Source organism: Candidatus Eisenbacteria bacterium, assembly GCA_016867715.1.
Taxonomy (GTDB): domain Bacteria; phylum Orphanbacterota; class Orphanbacteria; order Orphanbacterales; family Orphanbacteraceae; genus VGIW01.
Genome location: VGIW01000014.1, coordinates 1 through 16573, shown reverse-complemented (window position 1 = coordinate 16573; position 16573 = coordinate 1). Strand labels below are relative to the sequence as shown.

18 protein-coding genes are annotated in these 16573 nt (G+C 64.0%); 2 read left to right on the top strand and 16 right to left on the bottom strand.

The features are described from left to right. Nucleotides 1-26: 26 nt before the first annotated feature. The gene (nifJ, locus tag FJY73_04595) at nt 27-3959 is read right to left on the bottom strand and encodes a pyruvate:ferredoxin (flavodoxin) oxidoreductase (GenBank protein ID MBM3319936.1); all 3933 of its coding nucleotides are present in this window, start codon (nt 3957-3959) and stop codon (nt 27-29) included. Here nifJ and FJY73_04590 point away from each other — a divergent pair. Beyond that, nucleotides 3850-4386, top strand: coding sequence for a DUF456 domain-containing protein (locus FJY73_04590; GenBank protein MBM3319935.1), 537 nt, complete (start codon nt 3850-3852; stop codon nt 4384-4386). The genes nifJ and FJY73_04590 overlap by 110 nt on opposite strands. 9 nt (nt 4387-4395) lie before the next feature. Here the strand turns inward: FJY73_04590 and FJY73_04585 are convergent, their stop codons facing one another. The 12 genes from FJY73_04585 to FJY73_04530 all read right to left on the bottom strand — a co-directional run bounded on the left by FJY73_04585 (nt 4396) and on the right by FJY73_04530 (nt 14936). Beyond that, complete coding sequence (locus FJY73_04585; GenBank protein MBM3319934.1) at nt 4396-5481, bottom strand: hypothetical protein; 1086 nt, start codon at nt 5479-5481, stop codon at nt 4396-4398. A 446-nt stretch (nt 5482-5927) separates the two neighbouring features. Next, complete coding sequence (locus tag FJY73_04580) at nt 5928-7160, bottom strand: DUF4153 domain-containing protein (protein MBM3319933.1); 1233 nt, start codon at nt 7158-7160, stop codon at nt 5928-5930. Nucleotides 7161-7400: 240 nt separating this feature from the next. Then, on the bottom strand, nt 7401-7829 hold the full coding sequence (locus FJY73_04575; GenBank protein ID MBM3319932.1) for a hypothetical protein: 429 nt from the start codon (nt 7827-7829) through the stop codon (nt 7401-7403). A gap of 223 nt (nt 7830-8052) precedes the next feature. Beyond that, nucleotides 8053-8460 (bottom strand): YbaN family protein, encoded by a 408-nt coding sequence (locus FJY73_04570; protein MBM3319931.1) that lies wholly within the window; start codon nt 8458-8460, stop codon nt 8053-8055. 327 nt (nt 8461-8787) lie between these two features. Next, nucleotides 8788-10005: a ChaN family lipoprotein gene (locus FJY73_04565; GenBank protein MBM3319930.1), complete on the bottom strand. Its 1218-nt coding sequence runs from the start codon at nt 10003-10005 to the stop codon at nt 8788-8790. Nucleotides 10006-10237: 232 nt separating this feature from the next. Continuing rightward, nucleotides 10238-10690: a hypothetical protein gene (locus FJY73_04560; GenBank protein ID MBM3319929.1), complete on the bottom strand. Its 453-nt coding sequence runs from the start codon at nt 10688-10690 to the stop codon at nt 10238-10240. 560 nt (nt 10691-11250) lie between these two features. Then, on the bottom strand, nt 11251-11589 hold the full coding sequence (locus FJY73_04555; protein MBM3319928.1) for a type II toxin-antitoxin system PemK/MazF family toxin: 339 nt from the start codon (nt 11587-11589) through the stop codon (nt 11251-11253). Beyond that, nucleotides 11574-11816 (bottom strand): ribbon-helix-helix protein, CopG family, encoded by a 243-nt coding sequence (locus FJY73_04550; protein MBM3319927.1) that lies wholly within the window; start codon nt 11814-11816, stop codon nt 11574-11576. Before FJY73_04550 ends, FJY73_04555 begins: the two co-directional genes overlap by 16 nt. A gap of 216 nt (nt 11817-12032) precedes the next feature. Beyond that, nucleotides 12033-13634, bottom strand: coding sequence for a DUF2029 domain-containing protein (locus FJY73_04545; protein MBM3319926.1), 1602 nt, complete (start codon nt 13632-13634; stop codon nt 12033-12035). 189 nt (nt 13635-13823) lie between these two features. Then, nucleotides 13824-14165 carry a type II toxin-antitoxin system PemK/MazF family toxin gene (locus FJY73_04540; protein ID MBM3319925.1) on the bottom strand — a complete coding sequence of 114 codons (342 nt, stop codon included), beginning with the start codon at nt 14163-14165 and terminating at the stop codon, nt 13824-13826. Further along, the gene (locus FJY73_04535) at nt 14153-14398 is read right to left on the bottom strand and encodes an AbrB/MazE/SpoVT family DNA-binding domain-containing protein (protein ID MBM3319924.1); all 246 of its coding nucleotides are present in this window, start codon (nt 14396-14398) and stop codon (nt 14153-14155) included. The genes FJY73_04540 and FJY73_04535 overlap by 13 nt, the downstream gene beginning before the upstream one ends. Before the next feature lie 118 nt (nt 14399-14516). Continuing rightward, nucleotides 14517-14936 (bottom strand): helix-turn-helix transcriptional regulator, encoded by a 420-nt coding sequence (locus tag FJY73_04530; GenBank protein ID MBM3319923.1) that lies wholly within the window; start codon nt 14934-14936, stop codon nt 14517-14519. Between the two features lie 115 nt (nt 14937-15051). On the opposite strand from FJY73_04530, the gene FJY73_04525 reads away from it, so the two are divergent. After that, nucleotides 15052-15288 carry a thioredoxin family protein gene (locus FJY73_04525; protein MBM3319922.1) on the top strand — a complete coding sequence of 79 codons (237 nt, stop codon included), beginning with the start codon at nt 15052-15054 and terminating at the stop codon, nt 15286-15288. A gap of 206 nt (nt 15289-15494) precedes the next feature. Here the strand turns inward: FJY73_04525 and FJY73_04520 are convergent, their stop codons facing one another. The 3 genes from FJY73_04520 to FJY73_04510 all read right to left on the bottom strand — a co-directional run bounded on the left by FJY73_04520 (nt 15495) and on the right by FJY73_04510 (nt 16568). Next, nucleotides 15495-15884, bottom strand: a complete 390-nt coding sequence (locus tag FJY73_04520; GenBank protein MBM3319921.1) for a HigA family addiction module antidote protein — start codon at nt 15882-15884, stop codon at nt 15495-15497. Beyond that, nucleotides 15841-16137: a type II toxin-antitoxin system RelE/ParE family toxin gene (locus FJY73_04515; GenBank protein ID MBM3319920.1), complete on the bottom strand. Its 297-nt coding sequence runs from the start codon at nt 16135-16137 to the stop codon at nt 15841-15843. The genes FJY73_04520 and FJY73_04515 overlap by 44 nt, the downstream gene beginning before the upstream one ends. A 158-nt stretch (nt 16138-16295) precedes the next feature. Next, entirely contained in the window at nt 16296-16568 is a 273-nt protein-coding gene (locus tag FJY73_04510) for a type II toxin-antitoxin system Phd/YefM family antitoxin (GenBank protein MBM3319919.1), read from the bottom strand. Between the last annotated feature and the right edge of the window lie 5 nt (nt 16569-16573).

The following is a 16573-nucleotide window of genomic DNA, read 5'->3' as shown; positions in this document are numbered from 1 at the left end:
GTCTTCGGCCCCGCCGCTTTCCTTGCTTATGCCTCTCCCTTTCCGCCGTTCCCGTCGCCGAAACGTCTCTCGGCGAGGTAGTGGTAGAGCGCCCACCGGGCGTTCACATCTTCCTGCGCTTCGTGTGCGAAACGCTTCGCGTCTTCCGGCTTGCTCCGAGCGAGCATCCGGAAGCGGTTCTCCATGTTCATGTACTGGGCGACCGGGATTTTCGGCGCGCGCGAGTCGAGGAGAAGCGGGTTCTTCCCCTCGCGGGAGAGATCCGGGTTGTAGCGGTAGAGGAACCACTGCCCGGAATCGACCGCCGCCTTCTGGCTCTCCAAACCTCTGTCCATGTCGATTCCGTGGGCAATGCAGTGGCTGTACGCGATGATGAGCGACGTCCCCTCGTACGCCTCCGCCTCGAGAAACGCGCGCAGGGTGTGCTCGTCCTTGGCGCCCATCGCGACGCGCGCGACGTACACGCTTCCGTAACTGATCGCCATGAGGCCGAGGTCCTTCTTGGCGGCCGGCTTCCCGCCCGCGGCGAACTTCGCGACCGCGCCCCGCGGAGTGGCCTTCGACATCTGCCCGCCCGTGTTCGAGTAGACCTCGGTGTCGAGGACGAGGATGTTGACGTCCCGTCCCATCGAGAAGACGTGGTCGAGTCCGCCATAGCCGATGTCGTACGCCCAGCCGTCGCCCCCGACCGCCCACACGCTCTTCTTGACGAGCATATCCGCGATCGCGAGGAGCGTCTTCGCCTCCGCGGAGCCCGCTCCCCGCAGCTTCTCCTTCAGAGCCTTCACCCGTTTTCTCTGCTCGAAGATCTCCGCCTCGTCCTTCTGCTTCGCCTCGACGAGCTCCTTGGCCAGGTTCTCGCCGATCGCGCCGGCCATCTTGCGGACGAGATGGCACGCGAGATCCTTCTGCTTGTCGATGGCGATGCGGATTCCGAGCCCGAACTCCCCGTTGTCCTCGAAGAGGGAGTTCGACCACGCGGGGCCGCGCCCTTCCTCGTTGATCGCCCAAGGGGTCGTCGGGAGATTTCCGCCGTAGATCGACGAACATCCGGTGGCGTTTCCGAGGATCGCGCGGTCGCCGAAGAGCTGTGAAAGAAGCTTGAGGTACGGAGTTTCTCCGCATCCGCCGCAAGCTCCCGAGAACTCGAAGAGCGGCCGCTGGAGCTGCTGATGGCGGATCGCGCTCACTTTGAGTTTCGTTCGATCGACTTCCGGGAGCGAGAGGAAGAACTCCCAGTTCTCGCGCTCCTGCTCGCGGAGCGGCGGCTGCGGCGCCATGTTGATCGCCCGGAGCTTCGTTTCCTTCTTGTTCTTGACCGGGCAGACCTCGATGCAGATTGCGCAGCCGGTGCAGTCCTCGGGCGCGACCTGAAGCGCGTATTTCATCCCCGCCCATTCCTTGTCGCGAGCGTCAACGTACTTGAACGTCTTCGGCGCGTTCTTGAGGTGCTTCTCCTCGAAGACCTTCGGGCGGATCGTGGCATGCGGGCAGATCATCGCGCACTTCCCGCACTGGATGCAGACCTCCGAATCCCACACGGGGATCTCAAGCGCGATGTTTCGGCGCTCCCAACGCGCGGTGTCCGACGGGAACGTTCCATCCTCGGGGAAAAGGCCGACCGGGATGCCGTCGCCCCTCCCCGCGATGATCTCCGCCGTGACCTTCTGCACGAATTCCGGAGCTTCCTCCGGCACCGGGCGGCGCATCTCGAGTTTGCTCGTCGCCTGCGAAGGAATCTTCACCTCGAAAAGATTGGCGAGCGTGTTGTCCACGGCGCGGAAGTTCATCTGGACGACGTCCTCACCCTTCCGCCCGTACGTCTTGCGGATCGAGTCCTTGATCGCCTCGATCGCCTCGTCTTTGGGCAAGACCCCCGAGATCGCGAAGAAGCAGACCTGCATCACCACGTTCACGCGGTCGCCCATGCCGCTGTCCGTGGCGACCTTGTATCCATTGATGACGTAGAACTTCGCCTTCTTGTCGATGAGGTCCTGCTGCACCTTCTTCGGCAGGTGGCCCCACACCTCGTCCGGGCCCCACTGGCAGTTCAACAGGAAGACGCCGCCGAGGGTGAGGTATTGGAGCATGTCGTACTTCTCGATGAAGACCTGCTGATGGCACCCGATGAACGACGCCTTGCTCACGAGGTAGGTCGATCGGATCGGGTCGGGCCCGAAGCGGAGGTGAGAGACCGTTACGGCGCCGGCTTTCTTTGAGTCATAAACGAAGTAACCCTGCGCGTAAAAGTCCGTTCCCTCGCCGATGATCTTGATCGAGTTCTTGTTGGCGCCGACCGTGCCGTCGGCGCCGAGCCCGTAGAACATCGCGCGAACGACCTTCGGCCCCTCGGTCGAGTATTCGGGATCGTAGGGGAGGCTCATCTTGGTCTTGTCGTCGTGGATCCCGACCGTGAAGTGGTTCCTCGGTTTCCCCGCGGCGAGGTTGTCGAAGACCGCCTTCACCATGGCCGGGGTGAACTCCTTCGAGGAGAGCCCATAGCGCCCGCCGACGATGGCCGGCAGGCTCTTGATCGCCCCGTATCCGTTCCGGAGCCCCTCGTAGGCGGCGTGCACGACGTCGAGGTAGAGCGGTTCGCCCGCGCTCCCCGGCTCCTTCGTCCGGTCGAGAACCGCGATCGAGCGCGCGGTCGGGGGGAGCGCCTCGCAGAACCGCTTCGTGTCGAACGGCCGGTAGAGGCGCACCTTGATGAGCCCGACCTTCTCGCCGTTCCGGTTCATATGCTCCACCGCCTCGTGGGCCGCCTCGGCTCCCGAACCCATGATCACGAGCACGCGCTCCGCCTTCGGGTCGCCGACGTATTCGAACACGCGATAGACGCGCCCGGTGACGCGGGCGAACTGCTCCATCACCTCTTCGGTCTTGTCCACGCAGGCGAGGTAGTAGGGGTTGATCGCCTCGCGCGCCTGGAAGAACACGTCTGGGTTCTGCGCGGTCCCTCGGATGAACGGCCGGTCCGGAGAAAGCGCGCGCATGCGATGCTGGAGCACCATCTCATCGTCGATCATCTCGCGCATCTGGTCGTCGCTGATGAGCTCGATCTTCTGAACCTCGTGCGAGCTGCGGAAGCCGTCGAAGAAGTGGAGGAAGGGGACGCGCGTCTTCAAGGTCGCAGCGCTCGCGATGAGGGCGAAGTCCATCGTTTCTTGAATGCTCCCCGACGGGATGAGCGCGAAACCGGTCGCGCGCGCCGCCATGACGTCGCTGTGATCTCCGAAGATCGAGAGCGCGTGCGTCGCCACGCTTCGCGCCGCGACGTGAAACGCCGTCGACGTCAGCTCGCCGGCGATCTTGTACATGTTCGGAATCTTGAGCAGAAGCCCCTGAGAGGCGGTGAAAGTCGTCGTGAGGCACCCGGCCTGCAGCGATCCGTGCCAGGCGCCGGCCGCACCGGCCTCGCTCTGCATCTCGATGACATCCGGGACGACTCCCCAAATGTTCTTCTTCCCCTCGGATGCCCATTGATCCGCCCATTCCCCCATGTTGGAGGATGGCGTGATCGGATAGATGGCCGCCACTTCGTTAACCCGATAGGCGACGTATGCGACCGCTTCGTTGCCGTCTATCGTAATGGGGACGCGTATAGGCACTTCACTCCCCCCTCTGTGGGCGCCCCGCCCGCACCGAAAACCCCGTTTCGTACCCGGGAAGAAAATACCCCAAGGTTGATCGGACCCATTGTAGGCCTCCTCGCCCGATGAGGCAACCCTTTCCGTCGGGCCGATTCCTTGCGCCGGACGCGTTTCCCGGTCTATAGTCGATCCGGGTCGTTCGGAGGCCGTTCGCGTCGGAAAGCGGGATTGCCGGCTCAAGCGAGGGAGACCCCAGATGGCCGAGTTAGGCCAGGTCGCGCTTCGCGTTCTTCTTCTCGTTCTTCTCGACGCGGTTCTTCTCGCGGGGCTTCTCGCGATCCCGCTCGGCCTCTCCGGCAATTTCATTCTTCTCGGCGTCGCGCTTCTCGTCGCGGTCGTCACGCGGTTCCATCTCATCGGCATCGCCGCGCTCCTCGTGATGGCGGCGCTCGTCGCGGCGGGTGAGATCCTTGAGGCGTTTCTCGGCTCGGTCATGACCCGGAAGTACGGGGGAACCCGATGGGGAATGATCGGGGCATTCGCGGGAGGGATGGTCGGGGCGGTTCTGGGAACTCCGCTCTTCCCGGTTCTCGGAACGGTGGTCGGATCGTTCGCGGGGACCGCGCTCGGGGCGCTCGCCGCGGAGTTCCTCGGCGGCGCCCGAGGAAGCGAAACCGTCCGCGCGGGCTGCGGCGCGCTTCTTGGCAGGGTTCTCGCTTCAGCTATCAAGCTTTCGATCGGGATCGGCATCGCCGTGTACACGATCGTGCGGACCCATGCCGGAGCGGGCTGATCGCCGCCTTCAGTACCGCACGATCAGCGCGATCCGTCCGTGCTCGGCGAGGCGGCCGTCGTCGACGAACACGACCTCTCCCTGTTTGCCGAGCACCGTCTCGACGATCTCATCCACCGCGTCGTCGACGACGCCGGGCGACGCGAGGTCCTCGGCGGGGTCGAGACGCATGCCGGTCTTGTCGACGCGCGCGGGATAGGAGAAGCCCTCCTCGACCAGGAGGAGCCTTCCGCGCCCCTCGTTCGCGAGACGCCAGACCTCTCCCACGGTGGAGACGAGCTTCCGTTCGCCGGCGGCCTTCTCGAGCTCGGACAGGACCTCTCGGCGCCGCGCGATGAAAGCCTCGCGCATCGATGACCAGACGAGCTTGCCGAGCTCGTGGGCGGAGGTCTTGTCGTGGCTTCCGGTCACGGCCGCGAGAATCGATCCCAGGTGGTTCGTCACTTCGTGGAAATAGGCGAGGTGGCGCTCCACTCCGGCAACGGCGATCGGCAGGGGATCCTCCGCCTGAAACGGCTTGAAGGCGGCGTCGACCTTGCGAAAGAACTGCCGGTGGCGCTCGTTCTCGTAGACGGACTTCCTGACGCCGAACCCGCGGGGGAGAGGCTCTTCGCCGTGAGACCCCTCATAGACGATCGGAAAGCCTCCATTCTTGATCTCGATCAGGCTCTCGCGGGTCCCTTCGAACAAGCGCGTCGGCTTCTCGCTCAAGGCGAGCGCCCAATACCGCGGCGTTCGGTTCATCGCGAAGACGAGATCGCGCGTGAAGAAGGTCTCGTCCACGACCACGCGTTCACGGAGCGAGAAAGGAAGGCGGAAGAATCGCGCGGAATCGCGGTTCGCGAACAACACGAGCCCGTCCAGCGAGTGTCGAAGATCCACGCTCTCGGCCAGCCGCTCGAGACGGTCGAGAAGCGGTTCGATCTCGCGCTTCGTGAACTCCTCGAGCAGACGGTTGGCCGCCTGCGTGACCAGGTTGCGGATTCGGATCGGGTCCTGGCGGTTCGCGGGCGCTACGCGGTGCGTCGGGAGGGTGATCGTCACCGCCGGATATCCTCGGACCTCCTGCAACGAGCGGATCTCGGAACGGTTCATCGCGCTCTTCTCCTCGTCAATCGGATGGGTTGGACGATCGAGCCGTCCGCCGGGCGCGCCAGCGCCATTTGTGAATCTCCATCGCAATCACCACCGTGAAAGCGATGGCGATCAGTCCTGCGAACGTCGCCGTCGCGGAGAACGGACGGGCGAACCCGGAAGAGCGCCGGGAGCGGCTGTCTGCTCCGCTCGGCCTTGCCTCTTTCGCATTCGCCGACGGGCGCGTCTGCCGGGAGAAGCGCGAAGACCCCCGCGAGGGTCTCGCGCGCCAGTTCGGCGTCGCCCGTGAGCATACCACTTTTCGCATGAAAGAGGACCGGGAACCGGCTGGGAGATGCCGGGACCCCGCGGTCGCCGCCGGCGCTGTCCGGGATTCGGATGCTTCCATCGCAACGCGACGGGCGCGGGTGTCCGCTCCAAGCAGTCTCCGTTCGCGTCCTCCCCGATCATGAGAGCCGGAAGACGAAGGGAAGGACGAAGCAGACGATCATGGCCCACGCGGCGTACACCGGCAGGAAGCCGGCCGCGGTACGACGAATCGCCTCGACGCCGGCGGGACCGCGCATGAACCGGACATAGGCGAGGCCGATCGAGGCCAGGTGAAGCAGGACGGCGAGGTTCGCCCCGAGGACGACCACACGGTTGGGCGTGAAGCCGTACGATGCGAGCCGGAAGACGATCGCGGAAAGCGCCAACAAGTCGATCAACACAGTCACGGCCAGAAGCGCCAAGTGGATGGAGTCGATCCATCTCGTCCCGTCGTCTTCGCCGCGCTCCGCGATCGAGAGAACGACCATGCCGAGCACGACGACCAGGAGTCCGTTCACCGTGATCAAGAAGGAACGATCCTCGAAGGGACTCTGTCCGCTCAGGAAGGCCGTCAGCAAGTAAATGACCGTCATGGCGAGGAAGAGAGGCGCGAAGACGCGGGCGAGGACCGATGCGATCCCCGTGCGCCTTCGGAAGACTTTGTCGTAGAGATACGTCCCGGCGATCGGCACCGCCGCGGCGCCCATTATCCCGATGTTCGCGAAGTACCACTCCTCGGCTCCGTCCAAGATCCGATCGAAGAGCGCGACGGTGATCGTGCTGAAGACGATGCCCCCGAGCGCGACCAAGCTGCCGATGATGAGGAGCTCGCCGTTGAAGCGGAGAAAGCGGATCCTCGGCTCCGTCTCGCGCCAAGAGGAGCCCGTGAAGACGAAACCCAGGAACACCCAGAAGAGGATCGGCAAGTGAATCAACGCCATCACGACCGAGTCGGTGTTCCCGGGTAGAAGGCTCGCGAAGGTGCCTACGAACGCGGCGAGCAAGAGCCCGGCAATCAGCCGACTCCGATCGCGTCGCTCGAGCCAGAAGTAAAACGCCAAGCCAAGGAGGATCCACATGGGCGCGAAACGCGGGTAATACCAACCCGCTCCCAACCAGACGGCGGGCAAGCGCACAAGCAAGGCACAACAGAGCGCGATGGCGATCGCAGGGATGAGCGCGCGCAGCCCGGAGGCCGTCCTCTCGCCGTCGGCGAGCCGCGCTTCCCAGACGCGAAGCACGATCTCGTCCGGCCGGGCCTCGCGCGCGATCATGAGGGCGCGACGGAACGCTCTCGGCGACTCGCGGTAGAGCGCCTCGAGAGCGATCGGATCATCGAGCCGTTCAAGGATCTGATCTGCGTCCATCATGCCCTCCCGGTTCCGGTGACAGGCTACAGAACTCCAGCGCCGATCGGTGTTCGGTTGGTGTTCGGTAGACGGTCACCGAAACCAAGGCTACCTGCCTATTCCCCGTTGACGCCGGCTGGGCCGCTACCGGCTCCCGGTGTGGCACGGAGATGTTCCCGGAGTCGCCCGGCCCTGCCGGCACCTCCCCGGCGAAGTCCGTCCGGTTCCCCGAGGCGAGGTTGTTGGCGAAGTAGTTTTCCTTCATGCGGAAACGGAATCCATCACCAAGCGTGTCTGCTGGAGATTCCCCTCGATGAGGCCCCCGGAACAGGTCCCGGTGCCTCGGTTGTCCTCGACGAAGCAGCCCCGCACCATGTCGCCGCTGCCGCCCAGACAGATCCCGCAGCTCCCGTTGGAGATCACCCGGACGTCGAGAACTCTCTTGCCGTTGGCGGTCAGGGAATCGTTCTTCTCGTGAATGCCGCGCATTCCGAAGTCTCGGATGGTCCCGTTGCGGATCTCGACGTTTCTCCGGCCGTTCATCCGGATGCCGACCGACTCGCCTGAGTGGGGTCCCGCCAAGGTGAATCCGCCGAGGTCGATCGTGACGTCGTCCGCGTTCACGCAGATGCCGTCCTCCAGGCACAGGCGGTTCCCTTCCAGCCGGCAGCTACCCGGTCGATCGATCACGAACGCGGGCGCCGGTTCGCGCGAGCCGGGTATGGTGATCTGTACACTGACCTGTTTGCCGGCAGAGGTTTCGGGGGCGGGGTTCCATCCAACAGCGGGCCCGGCGCCCGGTGCCCCTGAACCTGCCGGCAAGGCCGGGGACGATCGGAATGAGCCTCGAATCGTCCCGAAATCAGTGTCATGTCCCCAGAAAACTGCCCAGAATACTGACCCTCTCGCACGATCAGGTTTTCTGGAGAGGAGCCTGATTCCGCGCCTCCGGCTTAAAGGTTCTTGTCTTTACTAGATGCACAGTAACGCCCCCTGCAATACCAAGTAGAACTAGCGTTATCCACCCAAATGACACAACAAACAAGAGCGCATAGCCTATAGTAAGCCACAATAGTATGAGCGTGAGTATCTTTTGTCTTAAGGGTATCCCTCTGCCTTCTCGGTAGTTCCTGATGTATTCACCAAAACAGCGATTGGTCAACAGCCACTGATAGAACCGCTTTGAGCTACGAGCATAGCAAGCGGATGCCAATAGAAGGAAGGGCGTGGTCGGCAATATGGGAAGAAACATGCCAATGACACCCATTGCAACGCAAAGCGTGCCACAGACAATGAGCAAGGTTCTCTCGATATCGTTCATTCGATGCCGGCCTTTTCGGGCGCTGATTCCGGGGACACCATACGTATTCCGCCCGGACCGCGATCGGAATGAGCCTCGAATCGTCCCGAAATCAGTGTCATGTCCCCAGAATACCCCGAATACCCTGCCCTTGCCTGGATTATGCACGCGTCTTCTCGCGCGACCGAGGCGGGCACCCGTCCCGGAGGGACGGGTGGCCGAGGAAGCTCCCGGAGCGCGGAAGCGCGGAGGGAAATCCACAGCCGCAGCAGGAAACGCGTGGATAATCCAGGCAAGAATACCACAATACCCGTCGAAGCTCCTTCCCACGCCGCGGGACGCGGCGGCTCAGTGCAAGCGCGCCAGCCGGCGGGGGATGTCGGCATCCCTCGCCATGCCGGAATTGAACCTGTCAATCGACGCTGCGCGGAATTCGGGATTGGGCATCTGGCGGCGCGCCTGCTCGATGTTCGTCTCGTCGATCCAGCCTGGGATGGGTGTGACCCCCGCGTACTCGGAGAGGGGCTTCGTATAGATCCAGCCGTCTGCGAAGCGGGACGGCACGAACTCGTTGCTGTAGCCGTGCCGGTAGACTGCGTTGTCGATCCGCGTTCGCCCGAAAGGCGAATCTGCGAGGCTGAAGCCCACAGCGTACGGGCCGCCTTCGCGGTTCAGCATGAACGCATCGAGCACCCCATCGGCGGGATGCACAAGCTTGTCGTCGTAGCCGCCCGACCCCGTCCACCAGGCATGCAGGAACACGGTGACCACCCGCTTGCCGATCGCGCGGTACACGTAGTTGCCCGCGCGCTGCTCGCGGAACTGCACGAACTTCCCTTCCGCGACGGACGGTTGCAGGTACTCGGTGAAAGCGTGGTGGATGCCGGAATAGACGAGGACTTTCTGTCCGGCTTCCACCTCGTTGAGGATGACCCGTGCCCAGTGCTCCTCGCCTCCACCGCGCCACACCTTCCGCATCACCTCCGGGTCATCGCCGTCCTCGGGCTTCGTGACCCAGCTCCAGTCGGGCGAGTCGCCCAACGCCAGCACCCGGAAGGGCGGCGCGCCGGCCGCCCGTCTGCGATTGACCTCCCAGGCAGCGCGGTAGATGTCCACGTACTCGCGGTAGCCCCAGGTCACGAGGAAATTGAATGTGATCCTGTGGGCGAGATCCTCACGCCACAGAGGGCCAGCCGTCACCGAGTCGATGAGCGCCTGGTCCTCGCGGCGCGCGAACTCTGTGGCCAGCGTGCGGACTCCGGCGGCATAGAGCGGCGCCAACAGCGACTGAACGAGCTCAGGGTCATGCCTGATCCGGTGCTGTTCGCCCAAAAAGACGACGTCGTGCTCCGCGAAAAGGCTGACCACGTAATCCCGCGGCTCCTGCCCGTGCTCGGTGAGCCACGCCTCAAGCTCTGACTGGATCTTCAAATCGAGCGCAGGAGGCTCGATCCGTGCCTGAGCTTTCCCCGCAGCGGTCTGGGACTGCGGGTCGTGTCCGCACGCCAGCGATAGGGAGACGAGAAGCAGCAGGGCAACGGACCTGAGTTCTTGGGCTTCTGACATCTCTCCCTCCCCAGGCTCCGGGCTATTCCGGGGCTATTCCGGGGACATGATACCTAATTCGAGACGATTCGTGGCTTGTCCCGATCGCTGGCCGGGCGAAATAGGTATGGTGTCCCCGAGATCCTCCGTATCAGCCGCGGCCGGTGCCGGCGCGAGCGCGGCCGCCGAAGGCGCATGCATCGCGAGTGACAGCGCCGAGACGTCGGTCGCATGCGAGCGAGCCGGCCCCCAATCAAGGACACCATTGCGAACTGAACGTCTCCAGGTGATGCCCACGCCAACAGCGGAACGCGCGGCTGGTCTTTGCGACACGCCACATGCCGTCGGCACCACGTGCGTACACGATTCGGTGCCAGTCCCCTCGAACTGAGTCATCGAGGAACCCGTCACGTACGATAACGACGACGGTCGTGTCGGCTCCTTCGCCCCGGTTCTTCTCCTCGAACAGCGACAAGATGCGGGTGTCGACGTCTCCCCCCAGAAGCTGAACCGTGGCACTCAGAGGGCTCTTCGGCCACTCGGCACCCTCGGAAACAGCGGCGTCGATGCGCTCGTTCATGGGCCCCACGTCCACTGTCTCCCATGACTCGATGATCGCCTCCGGGGAGCCCGTCGCCCCTGGTCTGCTCGAGGCACAGCCCGTCAGAGAGGCTCCAACGACAAGACCGATTCCGAGCCAGCGCATTTCCTGTTCCTGCTAGCCTGGACTATGCACACATTTCCTACTGCGGCCGCGGATCGCGGCCTCAAGAGGCCTCCCTTCCGTCGCCGCTTCCTCATCGTAGTGCCGAGACTACGTTTCCGGGAGCGGCTCGTCCAGGTCGGCCTCTCGACTCGCGCTCCACGTCCTCGCGACGAAAACGCGTGCATAGTCCAGGCTAGCGTGCGCGACTCAGCGGTCGGGCGGGAAGGGGGGAGGCATCGGATTCAGCCCTTCACCGGTCCACGCCTCGCCCGCTGCCGCGCATGCAGCCTCCGTACCTTCCGCGAACGGCCGCTGCAGGTCAGCAGCCTCCCCTCGATCCACTCGATCTCCGCGACGAGCTTCCCATCTTCTTCCAGGACCTCCCGAGTACGATGGGCTTTCAGTCCCAGCCCTCTTGTGATAGATGTTTCCAAGCGCATCGGCTCGGCCATCCTCTCGTGAGTCCATACACAACCCACGGAGGATTGCCGCATACCCGGTGCGCGTTTCAATTCAAAACGTTACACCCTTCCACACTTTTCGGAGAGGAGCCATAAGTGTTAGGTCCCGACAATCTCGTTCAGACCATCCACAACTTGCGCGATCTCCTCCGGCGAGGCACGGCCGAGACGCCTCCCAAGCCGCTCCACCGCCAGCGTCCGGATCTGGCTGATCTTGACCCACGACTGCTTGGGAAGGCCGCGGGACTTCAGCTCCAGGGTGAGGGGAAAACCGGCACGCTGTGGTTGGCTCGTGACCGCGACGGCGATGACCGTTCCCGATCGCTCGTTGAAGACGTCGTGGCTCAAAACGAGAACAGGCCGACGGCCGGCCTGCTCACTCCCCCGAACTGGATTCAGGTCTGCCCACCGAATCTCTCCCCTCAGTATTCGGGCCATTCCTCCAGATCCTCCGAAGGCGCTTCCTCCGCCAATGCCTTCTCGAACGCGGGATCCAGTTTCGCACTCTCCCGCGCCAACCGGGTCCGGTCCAACCGATCGAGCTTCTCCTCGACCGCGTCGGCAATTGCCCGACTCCGGCTCGGGTACGTTCGCGAACGGACCAGCCGATCGATTCGGCCGACAGTCCGCTCATCCAGCGTGATGGCAATCTTCGCCTTGCCCATACCTTCACCTCCCGGGTATGACGATACATCATACTCCAGGACTTGTCAAGAACGTCAGGCCCGTGGACCTAGCGCTCAGCATCAGCGGCGGCGCGAAGCGGCGGCCGCTGCAACCGGCTGATGGACGGACAGAGTTCCGCGATACCCTTCACCGGCTTGGGAGAACCCATGATGTTGCCACCGGACGGAGGCCAGCCGACCGAGGGCGAGCGGGTATCAACACGGTTGTCGCTCCGACTCCGCTGCGCCCGTCGTGCGGCGCAGGAGCACCCAGAATCCGAGCACGAGCATCGCGATCTGGCCAGACATCCACAGGGCGATGGTGGCCTTCGGGTCGGGCAGCGGCGGTTGAACGCTAATGCAGATCCAAGCGACAACCAGCAAGGCAACAGCGACAGCGCGGCCGCGGGTCTCGACCGCGAGCAGTGTGAGCAACCACAGCGCGGAGGTGCTTACGTAGACGTTGGGTGCGACCGGGCTGCGCAAAGAGGCAAGGGTTAGGATGCCCAGCCAAACGACGGGTTCCAGGGTGGAGTCGCGGTGGCGCCGCGCGACGATGACTACTGCGCCGACAAGAAGCGCGGTGTAAAGCCAGGTGAGCACAGGAGCGAGCGTTGCAGGCATGCCGAGTACGCCGAGGCGTTGCAGCTTGAAGGGGATCGAGTAGACGCTGGCGTTGGCCGCGAGGATGAGATCGTTGCTTTGAAGAACATGGAACGCCTCGCCCGACGCGAGCCGCGGCAACTGGTATTCGAAGAACGCACGGTAGGGCGCGGACCCAAGCACGAGCAAACCGGCCAGAGTGTAGGCTGTGGTGAAGGCCAGGGTCCAAAGGATGGGGCGGTTGCGCCGCCGGAGGGCGAGATAAATCAGCAGCAATCCCGGGAAGATCTTGGTCACGATGGCGCCGGCGAGGAGCGCGCCTCCAAGCCTTTCCCGCCTCACCTGGAAGGCCAGCATGCCGCCCGTCGCGAGCAGCACCACGACCAAGTGGAACTGCCCGAATTGGAGGCTAAAGAGGAGGGGGAACGAGGAGAGGATGCCGGGCAGAAGCAGGCCCGCCAGAGTCCCCCGGCTGCCCCCTACCCACGACGCCAGGAGTAGTGCGAACGCGCAGAATAGTACGGCCTGGAGCATGAACCACGCCGTGCGCATGACAAGAAAGTCGTTTGTCAGGACCAGCGCTGCCCTGGGTAGCAAGAGGAAGGGCGGCGGGTACTCGAACGCATCCCGAACATGAGGAGCCAGATTGGCGACCGAAGAGGATACGGGATTCGCGTCTCCTCGTTGTCCTGAACTGTAGGCGGGATAGTGCTCCTCCGCATACACATTCGGCTCGCCTCTCCGCATCAGGTCGGCGGCGTGAACGTAGGCTGACATGCACATGTGGCGCACGCCGAATTCCACAGGGGGGAAGGCCGAACCCCAGCGAAGCGCCGGGTCAGTCATGAAGCAGGACAGGCGCGCAACCTGGACCACGGCGATCAAAACGAGAAGAGCCGCAAGGCAGGCCGCCACTGGCCGCCGCCGAAGCCCTCCGTCAAGTCCAGAAGGCAGCCGGCGTGCGATCGCCGAGACCGGTCCCCGGCCCGTCCGACCCCACAATACGAGCGCCAGGCTCACCGCGATTGCCCCCGCCGCCACGAACGGCACTAAGCTCCCCGGACTCGCTCCAGCCGTCCTCACCAGAAGCGCCGTTCCGCTCACCACGAGAATCACCAGAAACGCCGCCAGCAGCGCGCCGGCAAGCAGCAGCCGTTCCCAGCTGATGAGCACGATTGTGACGAAGCTCTGTGTGTCGTCTCTAGCGTTCAGCATGATGTGCCGTCCAACGGGGCGGCTCAGCTGCCGCGCCCCACAAGAGACACGCCTCGCTCGGCAGCGAAGGGGCGGGGTCTTCTGAAGCGTCCAGATGGACCGGCCCCCCTCGTCGCCTCTCTCAAAGACGGCGGCTCAGGGATGTCTTTTCACTTGCGCCCGGGGGCCTTATAAGTGTTGGCCCGGTTCCTACGGCGCGAACATCTCTTGAAGCACGCCAAGTGCCTCTGCTACCACCTTCGGGGACAACCGACCGAGGCGACGCACGAAGCGGTCCCGACCCACCGTGCGAACCTGGTCCAAGATGACGTGCCCCGAACGACCGCTGAAACGACAAGGCACACGGAACGGATACGCATGCGATCCCGTTGTGAGCGGCGCGACGATGAGTGTCCGCAAATGCGCGTTCAGCTCGTCCGGGGACACGATAACGCAGGGCCGTTTCTTCCGGATCTCTCCTCCCCGCGCCGGATCCAATGTGATGAGATAGACTTCTCCACGCCGAACCCCAGGCTCCCTCACCACTCCCATTCCTCCTCAAACCGAGTCGGCACCGGCGGAATCACATGCTCGTCCTCGCCTCGCTCGTGCAACTCTTGCGCGCCCTCCGCCCACCCTGCCCGGACCCCCACCGCCGAGGCAATCACGATCGCCCCGTCGCGCACGCGAAGCTCGACCTCCTCGGTCAGCCCGGCCTCCTCAATCAGCGGTTTCGGGATGCGCACGCCCCGGGAGTTCCCGATCCGTACCAGCCTCGTCTTCATAACAGGACCCTCCTTACGTGATTACATTGTAATCCCGCAAGGAACATGTGTCAAGTCGGTCTTTCGTCGGGCCAACGCCGTGCCGATAAGCTGCGGGCGCCGCAGGCGACCGGCAGCTTCATCGGCTGGTTAGGCGGCCGCGCGGTGCCGTCTCCTTCCGTATCGCCGGACTCTCCGAGATGGCCCCACGGTCAACAGCCTCCTGAAGCCGGCGGACTTCTTCGATGATCCCTAGGAAGCGACGGCCGAAGGGCGTGAGCACGTACTCGACTTCGATGGGCGGCTTGTCGCCGAACACGGTGCGACTCACGATGCCGAAGCGAAGCATCTTGCGCAGGCGCTCGTTCATGACCTTTGCGGACAGACCGGGGGAGGCCCGGAGGATGGCGCTGGGCCGACTGCATCGGCCGGCGAGAAGGCCGAGCAGTCCGACAGACCACTTGCATCCGACAATGCTCTCGACCATCGCGGCGACGGGAATGGGCTTGGCATTGTTGGACGCGTGGATCGAATGAACTGACGGATCGTCGTGGACCATCTTGTACCTACCTTACCAAAAGGTGCCTTCTTGGCAGGACCGCCCGAGCAGCGCATCCTCCTGAGTGGGTGGCGTGAGGCCACCTTGAACCGTTCGAAACCAAAGGAGCAGAACCATGAAGAAGAAAGCCGTTTTCTACCACGCCGGATGCCCCGTGTGCGTCAGCGCCGAGCAGTCGGTGCTCGCTGCACTGGACAGGAACCGTTTCGATGTCGAGGTCGTGCACCTCGGGACGGCGAAGGGCCGCGTCTCGGAGGCGGAGAAGCTCGGCATCAAGTCCGTCCCCGCGCTCGCCCTGGATGGCCAAGTCTTTCATATCAACTTCGGCGCCGACCTGTCCGCCCTCAAGTGACCGCTCAGCCGTGCGCATGCATGGAGGGGCGACTGCGCCCCTCCATGCGCTCTGAGCCCAGGGGTCACATCAAGCTGAGTCATCGGTCGTTCCTCCGGTCGCCGAGCGCTGCCGCTCAGCTGCGGGGCGGCAAGGTTGGGTGAAATCCGATCCCATTCTGCTCCGACCGCCGCCCCGTCTTCTGAAGCGGCTCGTTCGGCAGCTCGCTAGCCTGTTCGACGAACCGGTGCAAGACGCGCGATTTCAGCCGCCGTCTTTCCCCGTTTGGCGTGCCAAAGGTCCCAGTCCAACTGAAGCCCAAGCCAGAAGTCGGCCGACATCCCCAGGACGCGCTCGAACCGCAAGGCCGTGTCCGGTGTCACGCCACGCCGGCCACGAACGATTTCATTCAGACGCGGAAAGGAAACTCCCAGACGGGCTGCAAGCTCCGATTGCGTGAACCCCAGAGGCTTCAGGAACTCCTCCAAAAGCATCTCGCCCGGATGGGTCGGCGGCCGGTGAAGCGGCAGCCGCCGACTATCCGTCCCCCCCGAAACCCCACGCCGCCTCCCTCTACCCGTGGTAGTCCGTGATCTCAACTTCGTAGACACCTCCAGCCTCCCATCGAAAACACAGCCGATAATGTCCGTTAATCCGAATGCTGTGCTGGCCCGCCCGAGCCCCCCGCAAGCGCTCCAGTCGATTGCCTGGGGGCACCGCAAGATCCGCCAGCACCTGCGCCCGATTCAGTTGATCCAACTTCCGGCGGGCTGCTGCCCACAGCTCCCGAGGACAGGTCCCCCGGGCCAGCCGCGTCTCCGCACCGTCGAACACTGCCTCCGTCCCGCGGTTCCGAAACGAACGTATCACGTATACCGTTATACCTTATGTCGCGCCCGGATGTCAACCCAAGATGCCTGCCGAACGCCGGCGCTCAGCTGCGGGGCCCCGCAAGCAACACGCCTCAGTTCACCCCCGAAGGGGCGGGGGCCCGGGGCGCGGTCTGATGAAGCGGCATGTTCGCCCGCTCATTCGGAGTCGGAGAAATCCTCCAGACGAGTCCCTCGCCCTTCTTGAATCGCTCGACGCGCCTCCGCAATCCGGGCAATAAGCTCCGGGTGGTTCTCCAGGCGGTACTCCAACCAGTCGTCCTCAGACGCAAAACCGATGAGGACACCCGCCGGCCGACCGTGACGTGTGATCACGATCTCCTCGCGCTCCGCCATGCGCAGATAACGCGAAAGGTCATCCTTGACTTCCGCCAGAGCCACCTTCTTCTGAACCCTCACCCCACTCCGCAAGCCAC